This is a genomic window from Streptomyces sp. NPDC049627 (assembly GCF_044465645.1).
GTDB lineage: Bacteria > Actinomycetota > Actinomycetes > Streptomycetales > Streptomycetaceae > Streptomyces.
On record NZ_JBITLW010000022.1, the window covers coordinates 89223 to 107319 of the forward strand.

Genomic DNA, 18097 nt, shown 5'->3' on the forward strand with positions numbered 1-18097 from the left:
GGTGGGGCCCACCGGCGTCGGGGGGCTCTTGGCCGGTCCGCGGGCGCTCAGGTCAGGCAGTGCGCGAGCGGCTCGCCCCGTGCCCAGCGGCCCACCTCCGCCGCCGCGATCGCCGCCGCCTTCTCCGCCACCGCGCGGGACGCCCCGCCCAGGTGGGGAGTGAGGACCACGCGGTCGCCGAGGCCGAACAGGCGTGAACCGGGCGGCACCGGCTCCGTCTCGTACGTGTCCAGTGCCGCCGCCGACACCTGCCCGCTCTCCAGCGCGTCGCACAGCGCACCCTCGTCAAGGAGGGGGCCGCGCGCCGCGTTCACCACGACCGCGCCGGGTGGCAGCAGGGCCAGTTCCCGCGCCCCGATCAGGCCCCGGGTCTCGGCGGTGAGGCGGGCGTGCAGTGTGATCAGCCTTGATTCGCGGAGGAGTTGGTCCAGTGACGGCATCCGCAGGCCGTGGATCTCGTGGTGGTGGACGTACGGGTCGTAGACCATCACCCGTGCCCCGAAGGCGCACAGGACGCGGGCGACGCGGCTGCCCACCGCCCCGTAGCCGACCAGTCCGACCGGCAGGTCCTCCAGTTCCAGGCCGCTGTGCTCGTACGTGTAGTAGGTCGCCCCCTCCCAACTCCCCTGCCGCGCCAGGAGGTCGTGGGCCTGGGGGATGCGGCGCAGGGCCGCCAGCATGAGGCCGATGGTGAACTCTGCCGTGGCGGCGGCGTTGCGGCCGGGGGCGTAGCAGACGCGGACGTCGTGCCGTTTGGCCGCGTCCAGGTTGACGTTCACGGGGCCGCCCCGGCAGACGACGACCAGGCGGAGGTCCGGGCAGGCGTCGAGGACGCGTTCCGTCACCGGGCCCATCTGGGTGACCAGCACCTGCGCGCCGGCGAGAGCGTCGATCAGCTCGTCCTCGGCGTCGCTCGCCTCCGTCACCTCGGCCACCGGGCCGAAGGGCTGCAAGGGCCAGCCGAGGGTCAATTCCTGTACATCGGCGTCGAGTTCGGGCTCGAGCGCCTCTCTGATGAGTGACGGAAGGATGAAGTGGTCGCCCGCGGCCACCACACGTACAGGGTTCCCGTTGGTCATCGGAGGGAGTCTCCCGTCTCGGCGTCGAAGACATGGGTGAGGTGAGGGTCGGCGGTGACGTGGACGCGGTCGTCGTGGGCGAGGCGTACCTCGGGGGCGGTGAGGACGACGAGGGGGCGTTCGACGCCGGGCAGGGCGAGGGTCGCGATGCCCGCTTCGAGGAGGGGTTCGTGGGCCACGACGCGGGCGGGCAGGCCGTCGTCGCCGGTCAGGGTCAGGGCCAGGTCCTCGGGGCGGATGCCGACCGTTACCTTCCGGCCGGAGGCCAACGGCACCGGTAGGGGCACGCGTGCCGTGTCCGACAGGCGGGCGTGGCCGTCGTCGGTCGTCACGCCGGGGAGGAGGTTGATCGCCGGTTCGCCGACGAAGTCCGCCACGAAGACGTTGGCCGGGCTGTCGTAGATCTCGTACGGGGTGCCGAGCTGCTGGATCACGCCGTCCTTCATCACGGCGATCCGGTCGGCCAGGGAGAGGGCCTCCTCCTGGTCGTGGGTGACCAGGATGGTGGTGTGGCCCAGGTCGCGCTGGATGCGTTTGAGTTCGCGGCGGGTCGTGTCGCGCTGGGCCGCGTCCAGGTGGGAGAGGGGCTCGTCCAGCAACAGCACGTCCGGCTCGCGGATCAGGGCTCGGGCGAGGGAGACGCGTTGTTTCTGGCCGCTGGACAGGCCGGCCGGGCGGGCGTCGAGGATGCCCGTGAGGTCGACGCGTTCGGCGATGTCCTCGACCTTGCGGGACACGTCCCCGCGGACGGACCGTTTCCGTGCCTTCAGGCCGAACGCCAGGTTCTCCGCCACCGTCAGCGGCGGATAGAGGGCATAGTTCTCGAAGGCGACCCCGATGTTGCGCTGCTGGGCCGGGCGTCCGGTCACCGACGTGCCGTCCACGAGGATGTCCCCGCCGGTCACCGTCTCCAGCCCGGCGATCATCCGCAGGGTCGTCGACTTGCCGCAGCCCGACGGGCCGAGGAGGCCCATCAGCTCGCCGGAGCGCAGAGTCAGGTCGATGCCGCGTACGGCGTCCACCGCCGGGCGGCCCCGCACCGCATAGGTCTTGCGCAGATCACGTAGCTCCAGCTCGGTCATCGCTGCCCTTCGTCGAGCAAACCTCATAACGGACCTTGTGCTCGTCCAGGTCGCGCAGTGCCTCCGCCGACGCCCCGTCGTCCACGAGGAGCAGGTCGAAGCGGGAGAGGGGGACCACGCGGTGCAGGGCGACCCGGGCGAGCTTGGTGTGGTCGATCAGCAGGATGTTGCGGGCGGCCGCGTCGAGCATGGCCCGCTTCACCGACACGATGTGCTGCTCCTGGTGGTAGGCGTAGCCGCCGCGCACGGCCGAGGTCGAAGCGAAGCAGACGTCCACGCGCAGCTGCTCTATCGCCTCGACGCAGGACACGCCGAGGAAGGAGGAGTGGAGGGGGTCGTAGTCGCCGCCGAGGGCCATGAGGTGGATGCCGCGCTGGTCGGAGAGGACGTTGATCGCCTCCAGGAAGTTGGTGACGACCGTGAGGGGGGTGACCTCGCCGAGGCGCAGTCTGCGGGCTATCTCCAGGGTGGAGGTCGAGTCGTCCAGCATGATCGCCATGCCGGGCTCTATGAGCTTCAGGGCGCGGTCGGCGACGGCGGCCTTCTCCGCGCGCATGGTCTTCAGCCGGTACTGGACGTTGGACTCGAAGACGCCGGAGGGCTGTGCCGTCACCCCGCCCCGGAACTTCCTCACGATGCCCTGCCGTTCGAGCTCGTCGAGGTCCCGGTGGATGGTCATCAGGCTCACCCCGAACCGCTCGGCGAGCTCGGCGGCCGTCGCCGAACCGTCGGCGAGGACCTGCTCGGCCATGGCGGCCTGACGGGCGGCGGGGCCCTGTTGCGGGGTGCTGTTGCCGGCGTTCATGGTGTCTCGATCCGTCGTCCTGGGCGCTGCGGCCGGTCGGCCTCGAACAACAGCAGGTTCTCAGGCCGGACCCGCACGCGTACCGGATCGTCGGGCCGAAGACCGGCCGCGTCGCCGCGCGGAGCGACCAGCGACACGTGCTGCTCGCCGAGCCGGACGGTGACCTCGACGGACCGGCCGAGCACCTCGGTGACGTAGACCGTGCCGGTGAGCTCGTGTCCGGGGCCGCCCTCGCCGAGGGTGAGATCGCGGGGGCGGACGCCGATCAGGACGTCGGTGCCGGGCGCCGCCCCGGCTGTGACCGGCAGGTCGATCCTGCCGTCCGCGGAGCGGAAGCCGCCGTCGTTTGTGACGGACCCCGGCAGCAGGTTGATCCGGGGACGCCCGAAGGCCCGGGCCACCTCCGTGTCGTAGGGCCGGTACCAGATCTCCTCCCGTGTGCCCGTCTGCACGATCCGGCCGCCCCGGATGACGCCGATCCGGTCGCCGAGAGCGAGGGCCTCGACGGAGTCGTGGGTGACGTAGAGCGTGGTCGTGTGCCGGACCGCCCCGATCGCCTTCAGCTCGGCCCGCATCTGCTGGCGCAGTTTGGCGTCGAGGTGGGAGAGCGGCTCGTCGAGGAGGAAGGCGCGGGCGGGGCGGACCAGGACGCGGCCGAGGGCGACACGCTGCCGCTGGCCGTTGGAGAGCCGGCCGACGGGGCGGTCCAGCAGGCCGGAGATGCCGAGGAGTTCGGCGATCTCACCGATCCGCTCCCGTGCCTGCGCGGCGGGGAGGCGGTGGCGGGGGGAGCGGAGCGGTGAGGCGAGGTTGTCGTAGGCCGACTTGTGCGGGTACAGGGCGTAGCTCTCGAAGCACATGGCCACGCCGCGGTCGTACGGCTCGACGCCGCGCATGTCCCTGCCGTCGAGTTCCACTGTGCCGGCGTCGGGCTGTTCGAGCCCGGCGACGGTCTTGAGGGTGGTCGTCTTGCCCGCGCCGGACGGGCCCAGCAGGCAGAAGAACTCGCCCTCGGCCACGTCCAGTTCGAGACCGTCGAGGGCCGTCGTCCGTCCGTATGACTTGCTGATGCCGCGCAGCGCGATGGCCGTGCTCATGACTTCACCGCCCCGAACGACAGGCCCCGCACCAGATACCGCTGGATCGTGAGGGCGAGCAGCAGCGGCGGTACGACGGAGACGAGCGCCGCCGCGGCCGTGAGGTTGTACTTGGGGCGGTCGCCGCCGAGGAAGGACAGGGCGCCGACGGTCACGGTCTGGGCCTCGTTGGAGGTGAGGATGAGGGGGAAGACGAAGTTGTTCCAGGCGAAGATGAAGGCCAGCAGGGACACGGCCGCCACGCCCGGCTTCACCAGCGGGAGGGCCACCTTCACGAAGGCCTGTGTGCGGGTGTAGCCGTCCAGCAGCGCCGCCTGCTCCAGCTCGGGAGTGAGGTCGGCGAAGTACGAGCGCATGATCCACACGATGAGGGGGAGCGTGACGAGCTGGAGCACCCAGACCATGCCGACGTACGTGTCGAACAGGCCCAGCTTCTGGTAGAGCACGAACAGCGGGATGATCACGGTCAGTTCGGGCGCGAACCGGAACGACAGCAGCGTGAACATCAGGTTCTCGGAGCCCTTGAACCGCCAGCGCGCCGAGGCGTACGCCGCCGGAAGGCCGACGAGCAGCGACAGGGCCACCGCGCCCAGCGACACGATCAGGCTGTTGACGAAGAAGCGGACGAAGGGGATGCCCTCGCTGTCGCCGAGGACCGTGCGGTAGCCGTCCAGGGTGGGGGAGAAGGAGAAGTAGGTGGAGAAGAGCTGGTTGGTCGGCTTCAGCGAAAGGATCACCATCCAGGCGATGGGGAACAGCGCGAAGACGAAGTAGAGGATCAGGGCGGCGTCCGCCAGCCAGCCCAGCAGGCGTTTGCGCAGGGTCACTTGGCAGCCACCTCCGCGGCCTTCCGCTGGATCTTGCCGAGGTGCTTCACCAGCACCATCGCGGCCAGGTACACCACGGCCCACAGCACGATCGTGTAGCTGATCCCGAACGAGTACCGCTGGAAGCGGATCGCCTCCAGGTAGGCGCGGATCTGCAGGACGACGGTCGAGTCGCCGGGACCGCCCTCCGTCAGGGCGTAGATGATGTCGAACACCTTCAGCGAGTCCATGAACCGGAAGATCACCGCGACCAGGACGTACGGCCACAGCATCGGCAGCGTCAGCCGCCGGAAGGTGTACCACCAGCCGGCCCCGTCGACGGCCGCCGCCTCGAAGGGGGAGGTGGGCAGCGAGCGCAGCCCGGCGAGGGCGAGGATCGCCACGAAGGGGGTGTAGACCCAGACGTCCACCGCGATCGACGACAGCAGCGCGCCGGTCGGGGTGTCCGTCCACTGGACTCCGCCGAGCCCGAAGGGTCTGAGCAGGTGGTTGACGACCCCGACCGACGGCTGGAGCATCAGCTTCCAGATGATCGCCGCGATCACCGGCGCGATCATCAGCGGCAGGATCAGGATCTTCTCCAGCACCCGCCCGACGATCGTCGACCGGTGCAGCAGCAGGGCGACGGCGACTCCGAGCACGGTCTCCACGGCGGCGGCCCCGACCGCGTACAGCGTGGTCACCCAGGCCGAGTTCCAGAAGGCATCCTGCGTGAAGACCGTCTCGTAGTTCTCGAACCGCACCATGTCCGGCTGCGGCTTGCTCGCCGAGAAGTCGAACAGCGTGTAGTACAGGCCGAGTCCGAACGGGTAGAGGATCCCGCACGTCAGCAGCAGGGCGGGGACGATCAGGACGTACGGGCGCAGAGTGAGCCGCCACCCCATCGCGCTAGCCCACCTTGTCGGCGAGGTCGCCCGCCAGCCCGTCGAGGACCGACTCGGCGCCCTTGCCGCCGTAGATCTCCTGGAGGGCGGCGGCCCAGCTGGTGGTCGCGTCGAAGAACTGCGCCTGCGGGGTGAACTGGATCTTCGTCTGGTCGACGACCGTCTCGAAGGTCTCGATGAAGCCCGGCAGGTGCTTCATCTTGTCCTTGTAGGCGGCGTCGTCGGCGATCGACCTGCGCACCGGGTCGATGTGGTTGTGCGTGATCGCGCTCCTGCGCAGGTGCTCCTTGCTGGTCGCCCACTGCAGGAACAGCCAACTGGCGCTCTTCTTCTTGCTCTTGGCGTTCATGCCGAGCGACCAGATCCACATGTTGGTGGCGAGCGACCCGTCCGGTCCCTTCGGCCCGGGATGGAAGGCGATCTTCCCCGAGGCGGGACTCGCCCCCTCCACCGCCTGGAAGTAGGCGGCCGTGTCCGCGTCGAACAGCATCCCGGCCTTCTTCGCGCCGAGGTCGCTGGAGCACTGGTACCAGGTGTACGACGTCCAGGACGGCGGCCCGCCCTGCTTGATCATGCCGGCCCAGTCCTCGGTGAAGGCGATCGCCTCCGGGGTGTTCATGGCGGGTGTGAGCTTCCCGCCCTCGACTGTGAAGTCCTTCAGCCCGTTGCGGGCGTACATCGTCATGAAGCCCGGGTGGATCGTCGCCCAGCTACGCGATCCCCGTACGGCGATCCCGTACATGCCGTCGAAACCGGCGCCGGGGGCTTTGCGCTTGATCGTCCCCGCGAGTTCACGCAGCTCGTCGAAGGTCTCCGCGGGCCTCAGCCCGAGCCGCTCGAAGACGTCCGTGTTGTAGGCGACGACGTTCGTCTCCCAGCCCCACGGCAGCGCGTACTGCCCGCCCTGCCCGAGCGGGGCGCCCGCCTTCAGCGACCACTGGTCGGCCTGGAGGAGGTTCGGGAAGAAGTCGGCCTGGTCCCATTCGGCGCCGGTGGCCGAGGAGTTGCGCATCCAGGGGCCGAGGTCCTCCAGCCAGCCGGGCGGGCCGTACTGCCAGACCATGTAGGCGCCGAGCATGAAGACGTCGTACGAGGCGCGTCCGCTGGACAGGTCCACGGTGAGCTTGTCGAAGTAGTTGTCCTCGGGGAAGACGTCGTACTCGACCTCGATGCCGGTCTTCTCGGTGAACGACTTCAGGTCGGCTATCAGGGCGTCCGTGTACGGGTGCTTGTTCAGCAGCGCCTTGACGGTGGTGCCCTTCTCCCGTCTCCAGTCGAAGGAACCGGTGACGTCGTCCGCCGCCGAGCCGTTGCTCTTGTCGTCGTCACCGCCGAACCCGGCACCGCAGGCCGCGAGCAGCGGGGTCGCGGCGGCCGCGGCGGTGAGGGCGAGGAAGCGGCGGCGGTCGTGCACGTGCGTGTCCATCCGTGACCTCCACGTGGGGTTCGGTCAGGTGCTCGGAGCTCGGTTAACACGGCGAGTCGACTCGTTAACAGAGGGTGGAACGGCGGAAGTTGGCCGTCAATCCCTCGCGCAAGCGAAAATCTCGGTGCAGAGTGAGAAGTTCACGGATCGGATCGCGATATGCGGGAGTGAGCCGGAGGGGCGCGCCGGTGTCGAGGGCGCGAGCGCGCGCAGGCCCGAAGGGCTGAGCACGGTCGCGGTCTCGACACCGGCTGAGAGCGCCCCGGAGGCGAATGACCCAAAAAGCAGGAGGTTCCGGATGGCGGATGAGCGTGTGGGGGACGAGGCCTGGGTCGGGGTCGACCTGGGTACCCAGAGCGTCCGCGTGCTGCTGGTGACGGGCGACGGCACGGTCCTCGGCAGCGGCTCGGCCCCGCTGGCCGGGCGGCGGGACGGGGCGCGGCACGAGCAGGATCCGGCCGAGTGGTGGGACGGGCTGTGCGCGGCGTCCCGGGTCGCGCTGCACGGGCGTTCGCGGGTGCGGGTCGGCGGACTCGCGGTGTGCGGGACGTCCGGGACCGTGCTGCTGACGGACGGGGCGGGGCGGCCGATGAGCCCCGCCCTGATGTACGACGACGGGCGCGCGACGGCGCAGGGGGCGCGGGCACGTATGGCGGGCCTCGCGGTGCAGGACACCTGGGCCCTGCCGAAGGCCCTGTGGCTGACCGAGGCCTACGGGCCGGGGCGGGTCACCCATCAGCCGGACCTCATCGTCTCCCTCCTCACCGGCGAGCTGCCCCCGGCCGACTCCAGCCACGCCCTCAAGACCGGCTACGACCTGGAGCGCGACGCCTGGCCGTCGATGCTGTCCCGGCTGGGCCTGCCCGATACGGCGATCCCCGACGTCGTACGCCCCGGCAGCCGGCTCGGCGAGGTCTCCCCGACCGCCGCCGAGGCCACCGGCATCCCCGTCGGCACCCCCGTCATCGCCGGGATGACCGACGGCTGCGCGGCCCAGATCGCCTCCGCCGCCCTGCGCCCCGGCTCCTGGAACTCGGTGCTCGGCACCACGCTGGTCCTCAAGGGCGCGTCGCCGACCCCGGTGCGGGATCCGACGGGCGTGGTCTACAACCACCGGGCGCCGGACGGGAGCTGGCTGCCGGGCGGGGCGTCCAGTGTGGGCGCGGGCGTGCTGACGGCGGCGTTCGCGGGTGCCGATCCGGCGGCCATGGACGAGTTGGCCGCCGCCTACGAGCCGTCCGGCGCGATCACCTACCCCCTCGTCTCCCCCGGGGAGCGCTTCCCGTTCCTGGCCCCGGACGCCTCCGCGCTGCTGCTGGGCGAACCGGAGTCGGACGCCGACCTGTGGGCCGCGCTCCTCCAGGGCGTCGCCTTCACCGAACGCCTGTGCCTGGACTACCTGCACCACCTCGGCGCCCCCCTCGACGGCCCCCTCACCTTCACGGGCGGCGCCGCCCGCAGCCCGTACTGGAACCAGCTGCGCACCGACATCCTGGGCCGCCCGGCCCGCGTACCGCAGCAGACGGAACCGGCCCTGGGAATGGCGGCGCTGGCGGCGTACGGCGCGGGTGCGGCACCCCGTCTGCCGGACGCCGCGGAGGGCATGGTCCGCATCGGCGCGACCGTCGAACCCCGCCCCGACCGCACCAGCCGCTTCGCCGAGCCGTACGCCCGTCTGATCGACGAACTGACCACCCGGGGCTGGCTGCCACCCCCGGTCGCGGCGCACGCACACGCCCGCCTGGACAGGGATACTTCGGCTTCATGAGGACGACGCTGCTGCTGGCCCGGCACGGGCAGACGATCTGGCACGCCGAGAACCGCTACGCCGGCGTCAGCGACGTGCCCCTCACCGACACCGGCCGCGCCCAGGCCGAGGCCCTCGGGCGCTGGGCCGCCGCCCACCCGGTCGACGCGATCTGGACCTCGCCCCTCTCCCGTGCCGTCGCCACCGCCGACCCCGCCTGCCGGGCCCTCGGTATCGCCCCGCACCGCGAACCGGGCCTGCGCGAATGCGACTTCGGGGTGCTGGAGGGCCGTACGCTCGCGGAGTTCGCGGCCGAGGACCCGGCGGCCGCGGAGGCGTTCCGCACCGACCCGGTGGCCCACCCGTTCCCGCGGGCGGAGGGCCCTGCCGCCGCCGCCGATCGGGGGGCCGCCGCCCTGCGCCGCATCGCCGCGGCCCATCCCGGCGGGCGCGTCCTGGTCGTCGCCCACAACACCCTGTTCCGGCTGGTGCTGTGCACGCTGCTGTCGATCCCGGCGGGGGAGTACCGCAGGGTGTTCCCGGGGCTGCGCAACGTGGCGATCAGCGAACTGGGCGTGAACACCGACGGATCCGCCGCGCTCCTCTCCCTCAACGTGCCGTGCGAGCCGGATGCGCCGTAGCGCCGTCGAGGGCGGGAAGCCCCCGCGAGTCAGGTCCTCGCGGGGGCTTCCTTCCCTCCGCCTGCCGTTCGTGAAGGGTGAGAAGACGATCACGAGGCAGGAGGCTCTTGGTGCTTATTGCGACTAGCTCGCAATAACAAACTAGCAGCAAAAAGCCCCCCGTGTGCATCACACGGGGGGCTTCGGTTCCGTCGCAGGCGACGCGCGGGTGGCGCGCGGGTGTCAGCTCTTGGCGCGCGTCCGCTGCCAGGCGTATCCGACCGCCGCCAGGAACAGCGTCATCCCGCCCGTCGAGTACAGCTGCACGCGCGTGTCCGGCTCCCGGGCCATCAGGACGAAGATCGCCGCCATGCCCGCGAGCGCGACCCAGGTCAGCACCGGGAAGGCCCACATGCGCACGACCAGCTTCTCCGGCGCCTCACGCTCCAGTCGCCCGCGCAGCCGCAGCTGGGAGACCGCGATGAAGATCCAGACGACGAGGATCACCGCGCCGATCATGTTCAGCAGCCAGGGGAAGACGTCGTCCGGCCGCCAGTAGCTGAGCACCACGCACACGAAGCCGAACACCGAGGACGCCAGGACGGCGATGCGCGGGACGCCGCCCGACACCCGGCCGAGGCCCTTCGGGCCCTGTCCGCGCTGGACGAGCGAGTAGGCGATGCGCGAGGAGCCGTAGATGTTGGCGTTCATGGCGGAGAGCAGGGCCACCAGCACGACCACGTTCATCAGCTGGCCGGCGCCCGGGATGCCCAGGTGGTCGAGGGTGGCGACGTACGGGCCCTTCTCGACGATCTCCTTCGAGTCCCAGGGGATCAGGGTGACGACGACCGCCATCGAGCCGATGTAGAAGAGGGCGATGCGCCACATGGCCGTGCGGACCGCGCTCGCCACACCCTTGACCGGGTTCTCCGACTCGGCCGCCGCGATGGTGACGGTCTCCATGCCGCCGTAGGCGAAGACCGAGGCGAGCAGGCCGATGATCAGCCCCTCGCTGCCGTGGGGGAGGAAACCGCCCGCGCCGGTGAGGTTCGCGGTGCCCGGCGCGTCCGTGCCCGGCAGGACACCGGCGACGGCCAGGCCGCCCAGGACGAGGAACAGGCTGATCGCGCCGACCTTCAGCGCCGCGAACCAGAACTCGAACTCGCCGAAGTTCTTCACCGCGGCCAGGTTCGCGCCGCAGAACACGACCATGAACAGGGCCACCCACGCCCACTCCGGCGTGTGCGGCAGCCAGGTGGTGACGATCTTCGCGGCTCCGATGCCCTCCAGGCCGACGGCCGTGCACAGCAGCACCCAGAAGGACCAGCCCGCGGTGAAGCCCGCCCAGGGGCCGATCGCCCGCTCGGCGTGCGCGGAGAAGGAGCCCGACGACGGGTGGGCCGCGGACATCTCGCCCAGCATCCGCATCACCAGCATCACGAGGAGACCGGAGAGGACGTAGGCGACGACGATCGACGGGCCGGCGGCGGCGATACCCGCGCCGGATCCGACGAACAGGCCCGCGCCGATGACACCGCCGAGGGCGATCATCGACAGATGGCGCTGCTTGAGGCTGTGGGACAAAGTGGCGTCGTCCGCTTGTGGCGGCGTCTCGACCGTGGGGGTGCTGGGCATGGGCGCGGCTCGTCCAATGCGTGAGATGGGCAAAAACGCCCACAGTCTGGGCAGCCTCTCCGGTCAGAAGGAGAGGCTGCCCACTATGCGGACGCGCCCGGCACAGCCGGTGACTACGCCGCTACGGAGGTGTAGTGCGAGGCGTCGCCCTCGATCGAGTAGCTCTCCTTGCCCTCGATGCCGACCGGCACGTCACCGGCGACGGTCACCCGGTGCAGACGGCGCGGCAGACCGTCGTAGTTGTCGATGGCGTAGTGCTGGGTGATGCGGTTGTCGAAGAGGACCAGCTGGTTCTCCGACCAGCGGTGCCGCAGCACGTTCTCCGGCCGGGTCACATACGCCTGGAGCAGGTCGAGGATCTTGCGGGACTCGCCCGGCGACAGTCCCACGATCCGCTGCGCGAAGCCGCCGATGAACAGCCCGCGTTCGCCGGTCAGGGGGTGGACGCGGACCACCGGGTGCACCGTGCGGTACTTGATCGACGTGAACTGGGCGCGCTGGGCGGCCTGTTCCTCGTCGACCTCCTCGTCCGGTACGGCGTAGTCGTAGTCGTTGGTGTGCTCCGCCCACAGCGTGTCGGCGAACTGCCGGAGCGGCTCGGGAAGGTTGCGGTAGGCGGCCGCCGAGCTGGCGATCAGGGTCTCGCCGCCGTACGGCGGGACGGTGATGCTGCGCAGACTGGTGGCCTGCGGCGGGCTGAGCACGAACGTGACGTCGGTGTGCCAGTGGTTGGCGGCGCGGCCCCGCTCGCTGTCGACGGGGAGGACGTTGGGGACACCGTCGACGGAGGACACCGTCGGATGGGCGGTGGTGAGGTCACCGAAGTGACGGACGAAGGCCTGCTGGCCGGCGTCGTCCAGGTTCACGTCGTCGAAGACCAGGGCCTTGTGGACGTTGAGGGCCTCACGGAGGGCGGCGACGGTCTCCTCGTCGAGGGGCCGGGAGATGTCGACACCCAGGACGCGGGCGCCGATGTGCGCGGTGACCTTGCGGATCTCGATACCGGACATGTGCGGTTCCTTTCAGACGAGGGCGGGTGCGGGAGGGGTGAGGTGGGTGAGGTACTGGTTGGCGGGGCGCGGGAGGCCGTACCGCTCCCGCAGGGTCCGGCGGGCGCCGTACTCGCTGCGGAGCAGGCCCCGGGTGCGCAGGATCGGGACGACGTGCTCGACGAAGGCCTCCAGGCCGGACGGCAGCACGGCCGGCATGATGTTGAAGCCGTCGGCGGCACCTTGCGTGAACCACGTCTCGATCGCGTCGGCGACCTGCTCGGGGGTCCCGGCGAAGGTGAGATGACCGCGCCCGCCGCCGAGCCGGCCGATCAGCTGCCGGACGGTGAGACGCTCGCGCCGGGCGAGTTCGACGATGAGCGTGTAGCGGCTCTTGGCGCCCTCGATGGCGTCCTCGGGCGGAAGGTCGGCAGGGAGCGGGGCGTCCAACTCCAGGCTTCCGGCGGGAAGCTGTAGAAGCCGCTCAAGGTTGGCCACCCCGTGCGCGTGCACGATGTGGTCCTCCAGCAGCTGCTCCTGCGCCCGTGCCTCGGCCTCGGTGGCGCCGATCACCGGGACGATGCCGGGCAGCACCTTGAGGTGCTCGGGGTCGCGGCCGGCCTGTGCGGTCCGGGACTTGAGGTCGGCGTAGAAGGCCCGCGCGTCCTCGATCGTCTGCTGCGCGGTGAACACGGCCTCCGCGTACCGCGCCGCGAACGCCTTGCCGTCCTCGCTGGAGCCCGCCTGCACGAGCAGCGGGTAACCCTGCGGCGAGCGGGGCACATTGAGGGCACCCTCGACACTGAAGTACGTCCCCTGGTGCCGCGGCGGATGGATCTTGGCGTCGTCGCCCCACACCCCGGCCGCCTTGTCGCCGACGATCGCGTCGTCCTCCCAGCTGTCCCAGAGCTTGAGGGCGACATCCAGGAACTCGGCGGCGCGTGCGTACCGCTCGGCGTGCGCGGGCTCGGCGTCCAGGCCGAAGTTGCGGGCTGCCTCGGCACCGGCGGTGGTGACGATGTTCCAGCCCGCCCGGCCGCCGCTGATGATGTCCAGCGAGGCGAACTTGCGGGCCAGGTTGTAGGGGGAGTTGTAGGACGTGGAGGCGGTCGCGATGAGGCCGATGTGCTCGGTGGCCGTCGCCAGCGCGGTGAGCAGGGTCAGCGGCTCCAGGGCGCCGGCGGGGCGCTGGGCCAGATTGCTCCACAGCTGCGGGCCGTCGGCGAGGAAGAGCGAGTCGAAGGTGCCGCGCTCGGCGACGCGGGCCAGGCGGACGTAGTGGGCCAGGTCCACGTGGGCGTACGGGTCGCTCTCGGGGAGGCGCCAGGAGGCTTCGTGGTGGCCGGTGTTCATGAGGAAGGCGTTGAGGTGGAGTTGCCGGGGCATGGGGGTCCTTTGCTGACGAGTGCCGGTCGGCGTGATTCAGCCGGTCCGGCGTTTGAGGACGAGGCCCTTTCGGGGCCGAAGCGGGGGTCTGGGGGCCGCAGGCCCCCAGGGAGCGGGGTCGAAGGGGCGGAGCCCCTGGAGGATGGGACGGGTAGGGGCGGCGGGGGCGAAACCACCCCGGCGTTCACCCGACGCCCTCGGTCACCCCCAACGCGGCGAGCAACCGCTCCCGGTACTCACCGAGCAACGGATCCCGGTACGAGCGCGGATGAGGCCGGTCGATGGCCAGATCGACCCCGATCCGCCCCCGCTCCAGCACCAGCACCCGGTCGGCCAGCACGATCGCCTCGTCCACGTCATGGGTGACCAGCAGCACCGAGGGCCGATGCCGTTCCCACAGCTCCCGCAGCAGGGCGTGCATACGGATCCGAGTGAGGGCGTCCAGCGCCCCGAAGGGCTCATCGGCCAGCAGCAGTTCGGGCTCCCGCACCAGCGACCGAGCCAGCGCCGCCCGCTGCGCCTCCCCGCCCGACAACTCGTTCGGCCAGGCCCGCTCACGCCCCTCCAGCCCCACCTCGGCGAGCGCCTCACGCCCCTTCCGCGCCGCATCCTTGCCGTCGAGACCGAGCAGTACGTTGTCCAGGACCCGGCGCCACGGCAGCAGCCGCGAGTCCTGGAAGACCACGGACACCCGGTCCGGCGCACTGAGCTGCCCGCTGCCGGCCACCTCGTGGTCCAGCCCCGCGACGGCCCGCAGCAGGGTGCTCTTGCCGGATCCGCTGTGCCCGAGCAGCGCGGTGAACTGCCCGGCGGGGAGGTCGAGGTCGATGCCGTCGAGGACCGTACGGCCGTCGAAGGAGCGGGTCAGACCGCGCAGCTGGACGGCGGGCCGGGTCAGTTGCTCAGTGTGCGGCGCCACGACAGCACCCTCCGTTCGATGACGCGGACCGTGCTGTCGGAGACGAGGCCGAAGACGCCGTAGACGACGAGGCCGACGAGGATGACGTCCGTCTGGCCGTAGTTCTGGGCCTGGAACATCATGTAGCCGAGTCCGCTGGTGGCGTTGATCTGCTCCAGCACCACCAGGCCCAGCCAGGACCCGGTCACCCCCAGCCGCAGTCCGACGAAGAAGCCGGGCAGCGCGCCGGGGACGACGATCCGCCGGATGAACTGCCACCGGTTCAGCCCCTGCACCTCGGCGAGTTCGACGAAGCGGCTGTCGATGCCGGACAGCGCGGCGTGCGTGTTGAGGTAGATCGGGATGTAGACGACGATGGCGATGATCGCGATCTTGAAGGTCTCGCCGATGCCCAGCCAGAGGATGAACAGCGGGATCAGACCGAGGGTGGGGATCGCCCGGTTGAGGTTCACCGTCCCGTCGATCAGCGCCTCCCCGGTCCGGCTCAGCCCGGACGTCAGCGCGAGGGCGATCCCGGCGGCGAGGCCGAGGGCGAACCCGGTCGCGGCACGCTGCAGCGAGGTCAGGATGTCGTCGGGCAGGGTCCCGCCGGTCCACAGGTCGGCGCCGGTCTCCAGCACGGTCCAGGGCGCGGGGATCGCGCCGGGGTCGAGGGCTCCGGCGGCGGAGGCCGCGGCCCACAGGACGACCAGGAGGGCGGGGCCGGCGAGGCGGGCGGCGGGGACGCGTTTGCCCGGGGCGAGGGAGCGGCGCCTGCGGACGCGGTGGTCCGGTTCGGCAACCACCGGGGGAGTACTCACAGCCGTGGTGGTCATGGCCGTCACCTCCGGTATTCCGCGGGTACGGACTTCGCCGCGATGCCCTCGAAGCGGTGGTCGAAGAGCTCGCCGACGTCGAACTTCTTCACGAAACCGCCCTCCGCGAGCAGATCCGCGGTCTCCTGCTCCCACTGGATGGCCTCGTCCCAACCGGGCGGGAACAGCGGCTTGTTGGCGAGCTCCGAGATGGACTTCGCCTGCGCGGGGGTCAGGTTCTGGGTCTTGACGTAGAACTCCTCGTTCCAGATGTCGGGGTTCTCGTACGTCCACACCTGGCCCTTGGCCCAGTACGGGATGTACGCGGCGACCGCGGCGGCCTTCGCGGGGTCGTTCAGCACGGAGACCGGCGCCCACAGCAGGTTGAGCAGGTCGACGACGTCGGTGGTGATGGTGCGGGCGCCCTTGGCCTCGTACTGGGCCAGATAGGCGGGCGCCTGGGTGTTGCCGAGCGGCGCGATGTCCACCTGGCCCGACTGCAGGGCGGTGAGGAACTGGTTGCTGGTCAGCGGCACCAGCTCCACCTCGTCGTACTTCAGGCCCGCCTTCTTCAGCGCCCGCAGCAGCACCACGCCCTGCGCCTGGCCCTGCGAGAAGGCGAGCTTCCGGCCCTTGAAGTCCTCGACCGACCGGATGTCGCTGCCGGGCTTGGTGGCGAAGAGGTAGTTGGGCTTGCGGGTGATGTTGATCGCGACGATCTTCGCGTCGAAGCCCTGGTAGTGCGCCTGGATCGGCGGGATGCCCGCGTTGTTGGCGAGCTCCAGTGACCCCGCACGGAAGGCGTTGATGACATCCGGACCGGCGCCGATGTTCAGCCAGCCGCCGACCTTGAAGGGCAGCTCGCCCAACTCGGCCAGTTTGAACTGCAGTTGCTGGGTGTTCTGGAACGAGGCGATCTTCAGGCTGGTTCCGGCCGGGACCTTGTCCGCGAGTGGCTTGGTGGCGGCACCCTGGGTGTCGGCGGCCGCATTGCCCTTCGCACAGCCGGCAAGGCCTGTCACGGCGGCGGACGCGCCCAGGAGGGAGGTGAGGAAGAGACGACGGTGCATGGGAGGACTCCCCAGAGGAAAAAGAGCAAAAAGGCAGGCGGAATTCCGGGTGGGGGAAGGCCGGAAAAGAAAGAACTCACGCAGACGGAAACACGCGCTTCATGCGCGGCAACGTGTCAGCAACAGAGGGTGCGACAGCTCGTGTGCGGGTCCATGACCAGGATGTTCTCGGCCACGCTCGACTCCTGTCAACATTCCGAGTTCCTGAATTAAATAGCCGCAGGTGACGCACTCAGCGGATCCCGGAACAGCACGTCCAGAGCCACCGAACCCCCTGCCACCGCCAGCACGGAATCCGGGAAACTCGTCGGCACGACGGCATGCGCACGCTCGTCCCCGACGCCCGCGCGCACAGCGCTCAGGCAGTCCTCCCGGTGCATGACGCCCACTTCCGTCACGACCACCGTCTCCGGGTTGAGCACGTCGAGGAGCAGCCGTACCGCACGGCCGACGGCACCCGCCCGTTCCACCAGCAGCCGCACGGCGTGCGGATCGCCCGCGGCGGCCGCCATGATCACGTGCATCGGGTTCACCCCGTCGATGACCCCGGCCGCCCGCGCCCGCCGGCACAACGTCCGCTCGCTCAACTCGGCCTGCAGGCAGCCGGTACGCCCGCACGCGCACCGCTCCGTACCGCCCGGCACCGGCAGATGGGCGATCGCGCCGGCCTGGGAGCGCGGTCCGTGGTGCACCTCGTCTTGCGTGGCGAACGCCGCGTCGACCACATTGCCGACGAAGAGGTGCAGCACGCTCCGGCTGCCGCGGGCCCGCCCGAACAGCCGCTCGGCGTTCACCAACGCCCGTGCGTGCCCGTCCACATGGACCGGCAGCCCGGTGCGCGCGCCGAGCACCTCCCGCACCGGCACCTCGCGCCAGCCCAGCAGCGGGTGCTCGACGACCGTCCCGGAGTCCCGGTCCACCCAGCCGCCCGCGGCGAAGCCGACGCCGAGCGGCCGGCTGCCGGGCGCCGCGTCCAGCAGCGCGGCCAGCGCGTCGGCGGCCCGGACCAGGACGCCGTACGCATCCGTGGCGCCCGAGTGCTTCACCTCCCGCCCGGCGACGACGCGCCCGCGCAGATCGAGCAGCGCCACCGTGGTGTGCGGCACGGCCACATGCACGCCGCCCACCACGAACCGTGAGTCGTCCAGGTCGACGGGCACATGCGGCCGTCCCACGCCCTTGGACCGCGGGGGCGCGGCGGCCTCCCGGATGAGCCCGAGCTCGGTGAAGCGGGCGCAGTAGTCCGTGACCGAGGCCGGTGACAGCCCGGTCAGCCGGGCGATGGTGCTGCGCGCGACCGGCCCGTGTTCGAGGACGGACCGCAGCACGACGCTGGCGCTGGTCCGGCGCCGGTCGGGGTCGGCGATCCGGGGAATCGGCGACGAAGAGGACGAAAGGGTGGGTGCCGCGGTACGGGGCATGGGGAACTTCCTCGGGAGCCGGTCCGACACTGCGCCGTCTGAAACGGGCGAGCCGTACCGACCGGCCGGCTCACCCCGGGCGGCGACAGGCGGCCGCGCCCACGCGTCGCAGGTCGACGTGGCGACGCGACGAGAAGTTCCGGGACTGGGCGACCATGCTCGAAGGGTAGGGCAGAGAAGGTGAATCCGACCAGGCCACTAGGATTCGTTTGGAGAGATCCAACAGTCCGGCCGGCAGCCGTGACGTGAGAGAAGCGTCCCTGCCTCCGTGACCGGTGTCACGTCGTATCCGGTGTAACCGGCACCCTTTGTGCAG

General features: G+C 70.8%; 16 protein-coding genes. 2 read left to right on the plus strand and 14 right to left on the minus strand.

The window, feature by feature from the left end:
* Positions 1-47: 47 nt before the first annotated feature.
* The 7 genes from ACIBU0_RS41895 to ACIBU0_RS41925 are packed head-to-tail and all read right to left on the minus strand — an operon-like array spanning position 48 to position 7200.
* On the minus strand, positions 48-1079 hold the full coding sequence (locus ACIBU0_RS41895) for a 2-hydroxyacid dehydrogenase (RefSeq protein ID WP_398829511.1): 1032 nt from the start codon (positions 1077-1079) through the stop codon (positions 48-50).
* Positions 1076-2161: an ABC transporter ATP-binding protein gene (locus ACIBU0_RS41900; protein WP_398829513.1), complete on the minus strand. Its 1086-nt coding sequence runs from the start codon at positions 2159-2161 to the stop codon at positions 1076-1078. The genes ACIBU0_RS41895 and ACIBU0_RS41900 overlap by 4 nt, the downstream gene beginning before the upstream one ends.
* Entirely contained in the window at positions 2139-2966 is an 828-nt protein-coding gene (locus ACIBU0_RS41905; protein ID WP_398829516.1) for a DeoR/GlpR family DNA-binding transcription regulator, read from the minus strand. Before ACIBU0_RS41905 ends, ACIBU0_RS41900 begins: the two co-directional genes overlap by 23 nt.
* A complete protein-coding gene (locus ACIBU0_RS41910) occupies positions 2963-4063 on the minus strand; it encodes an ABC transporter ATP-binding protein (RefSeq protein WP_398829518.1) in 1101 nt (366 codons plus the stop codon). Before ACIBU0_RS41910 ends, ACIBU0_RS41905 begins: the two co-directional genes overlap by 4 nt.
* On the minus strand, positions 4060-4890 hold the full coding sequence (locus ACIBU0_RS41915; protein ID WP_398829521.1) for a carbohydrate ABC transporter permease: 831 nt from the start codon (positions 4888-4890) through the stop codon (positions 4060-4062). Before ACIBU0_RS41915 ends, ACIBU0_RS41910 begins: the two co-directional genes overlap by 4 nt.
* Positions 4887-5774, minus strand: coding sequence for a carbohydrate ABC transporter permease (locus tag ACIBU0_RS41920; protein WP_398829523.1), 888 nt, complete (start codon positions 5772-5774; stop codon positions 4887-4889). Before ACIBU0_RS41920 ends, ACIBU0_RS41915 begins: the two co-directional genes overlap by 4 nt.
* Before the next feature lie 4 nt (positions 5775-5778).
* Positions 5779-7200: an ABC transporter substrate-binding protein gene (locus ACIBU0_RS41925; protein WP_398829525.1), complete on the minus strand. Its 1422-nt coding sequence runs from the start codon at positions 7198-7200 to the stop codon at positions 5779-5781.
* A 298-nt stretch (positions 7201-7498) separates the two neighbouring features.
* Between ACIBU0_RS41925 and ACIBU0_RS41930 the strand changes: the two genes are divergently transcribed.
* Together ACIBU0_RS41930 and ACIBU0_RS41935 are read left to right on the plus strand one after the other, a co-directional pair.
* The gene (locus tag ACIBU0_RS41930) at positions 7499-8968 is read left to right on the plus strand and encodes an FGGY-family carbohydrate kinase (RefSeq protein WP_398829527.1); all 1470 of its coding nucleotides are present in this window, start codon (positions 7499-7501) and stop codon (positions 8966-8968) included.
* A complete protein-coding gene (locus ACIBU0_RS41935; protein ID WP_398829529.1) occupies positions 8965-9588 on the plus strand; it encodes a histidine phosphatase family protein in 624 nt (207 codons plus the stop codon). Before ACIBU0_RS41930 ends, ACIBU0_RS41935 begins: the two co-directional genes overlap by 4 nt.
* Positions 9589-9810: 222 nt before the next feature.
* Here ACIBU0_RS41935 and ACIBU0_RS41940 read toward each other — a convergent pair whose 3' ends face one another.
* From ACIBU0_RS41940 to ACIBU0_RS41970, 7 genes are all read right to left on the minus strand, one after another.
* Complete coding sequence (locus ACIBU0_RS41940; RefSeq protein ID WP_398829531.1) at positions 9811-11202, minus strand: amino acid permease; 1392 nt, start codon at positions 11200-11202, stop codon at positions 9811-9813.
* Positions 11203-11315: 113 nt separating this feature from the next.
* Positions 11316-12212 (minus strand): TauD/TfdA dioxygenase family protein, encoded by an 897-nt coding sequence (locus ACIBU0_RS41945; protein WP_398829533.1) that lies wholly within the window; start codon positions 12210-12212, stop codon positions 11316-11318.
* Positions 12213-12224: 12 nt separating this feature from the next.
* Positions 12225-13577 carry an LLM class flavin-dependent oxidoreductase gene (locus ACIBU0_RS41950; RefSeq protein WP_398829536.1) on the minus strand — a complete coding sequence of 451 codons (1353 nt, stop codon included), beginning with the start codon at positions 13575-13577 and terminating at the stop codon, positions 12225-12227.
* A 184-nt stretch (positions 13578-13761) separates the two neighbouring features.
* A complete protein-coding gene (locus ACIBU0_RS41955; protein ID WP_398829538.1) occupies positions 13762-14496 on the minus strand; it encodes an ABC transporter ATP-binding protein in 735 nt (244 codons plus the stop codon).
* On the minus strand, positions 14472-15311 hold the full coding sequence (locus ACIBU0_RS41960) for an ABC transporter permease (RefSeq protein WP_398829541.1): 840 nt from the start codon (positions 15309-15311) through the stop codon (positions 14472-14474). The genes ACIBU0_RS41955 and ACIBU0_RS41960 overlap by 25 nt, the downstream gene beginning before the upstream one ends.
* A 5-nt stretch (positions 15312-15316) precedes the next feature.
* A complete protein-coding gene (locus tag ACIBU0_RS41965; RefSeq protein ID WP_398829543.1) occupies positions 15317-16360 on the minus strand; it encodes an ABC transporter substrate-binding protein in 1044 nt (347 codons plus the stop codon).
* Positions 16361-16569: 209 nt separating this feature from the next.
* Complete coding sequence (locus tag ACIBU0_RS41970; RefSeq protein WP_398829545.1) at positions 16570-17781, minus strand: ROK family protein; 1212 nt, start codon at positions 17779-17781, stop codon at positions 16570-16572.
* Positions 17782-18097 lie beyond the last annotated feature (316 nt).

Coding starts and splice junctions, on each gene's coding strand:
- ACIBU0_RS41900 (WP_398829513.1), bottom strand. CDS start 2,161: ATGACCGAGCTGGAGCTACGTGATCTGCGCAAGACCTATGCGGTGCGG.
- ACIBU0_RS41930 (WP_398829527.1), top strand. CDS start 7,499: ATGGCGGATGAGCGTGTGGGGGACGAGGCCTGGGTCGGGGTCGACCTG.
- ACIBU0_RS41950 (WP_398829536.1), bottom strand. CDS start 13,577: ATGCCCCGGCAACTCCACCTCAACGCCTTCCTCATGAACACCGGCCAC.
- ACIBU0_RS41940 (WP_398829531.1), bottom strand. CDS start 11,202: ATGCCCAGCACCCCCACGGTCGAGACGCCGCCACAAGCGGACGACGCC.
- ACIBU0_RS41945 (WP_398829533.1), bottom strand. CDS start 12,212: ATGTCCGGTATCGAGATCCGCAAGGTCACCGCGCACATCGGCGCCCGC.
- ACIBU0_RS41965 (WP_398829543.1), bottom strand. CDS start 16,360: ATGCACCGTCGTCTCTTCCTCACCTCCCTCCTGGGCGCGTCCGCCGCC.
- ACIBU0_RS41905 (WP_398829516.1), bottom strand. CDS start 2,966: ATGAACGCCGGCAACAGCACCCCGCAACAGGGCCCCGCCGCCCGTCAG.
- ACIBU0_RS41895 (WP_398829511.1), bottom strand. CDS start 1,079: ATGACCAACGGGAACCCTGTACGTGTGGTGGCCGCGGGCGACCACTTC.
- ACIBU0_RS41925 (WP_398829525.1), bottom strand. CDS start 7,200: ATGGACACGCACGTGCACGACCGCCGCCGCTTCCTCGCCCTCACCGCC.
- ACIBU0_RS41960 (WP_398829541.1), bottom strand. CDS start 15,311: ATGACCACCACGGCTGTGAGTACTCCCCCGGTGGTTGCCGAACCGGAC.
- ACIBU0_RS41910 (WP_398829518.1), bottom strand. CDS start 4,063: ATGAGCACGGCCATCGCGCTGCGCGGCATCAGCAAGTCATACGGACGG.
- ACIBU0_RS41970 (WP_398829545.1), bottom strand. CDS start 17,781: ATGCCCCGTACCGCGGCACCCACCCTTTCGTCCTCTTCGTCGCCGATT.
- ACIBU0_RS41920 (WP_398829523.1), bottom strand. CDS start 5,774: ATGGGGTGGCGGCTCACTCTGCGCCCGTACGTCCTGATCGTCCCCGCC.
- ACIBU0_RS41935 (WP_398829529.1), top strand. CDS start 8,965: ATGAGGACGACGCTGCTGCTGGCCCGGCACGGGCAGACGATCTGGCAC.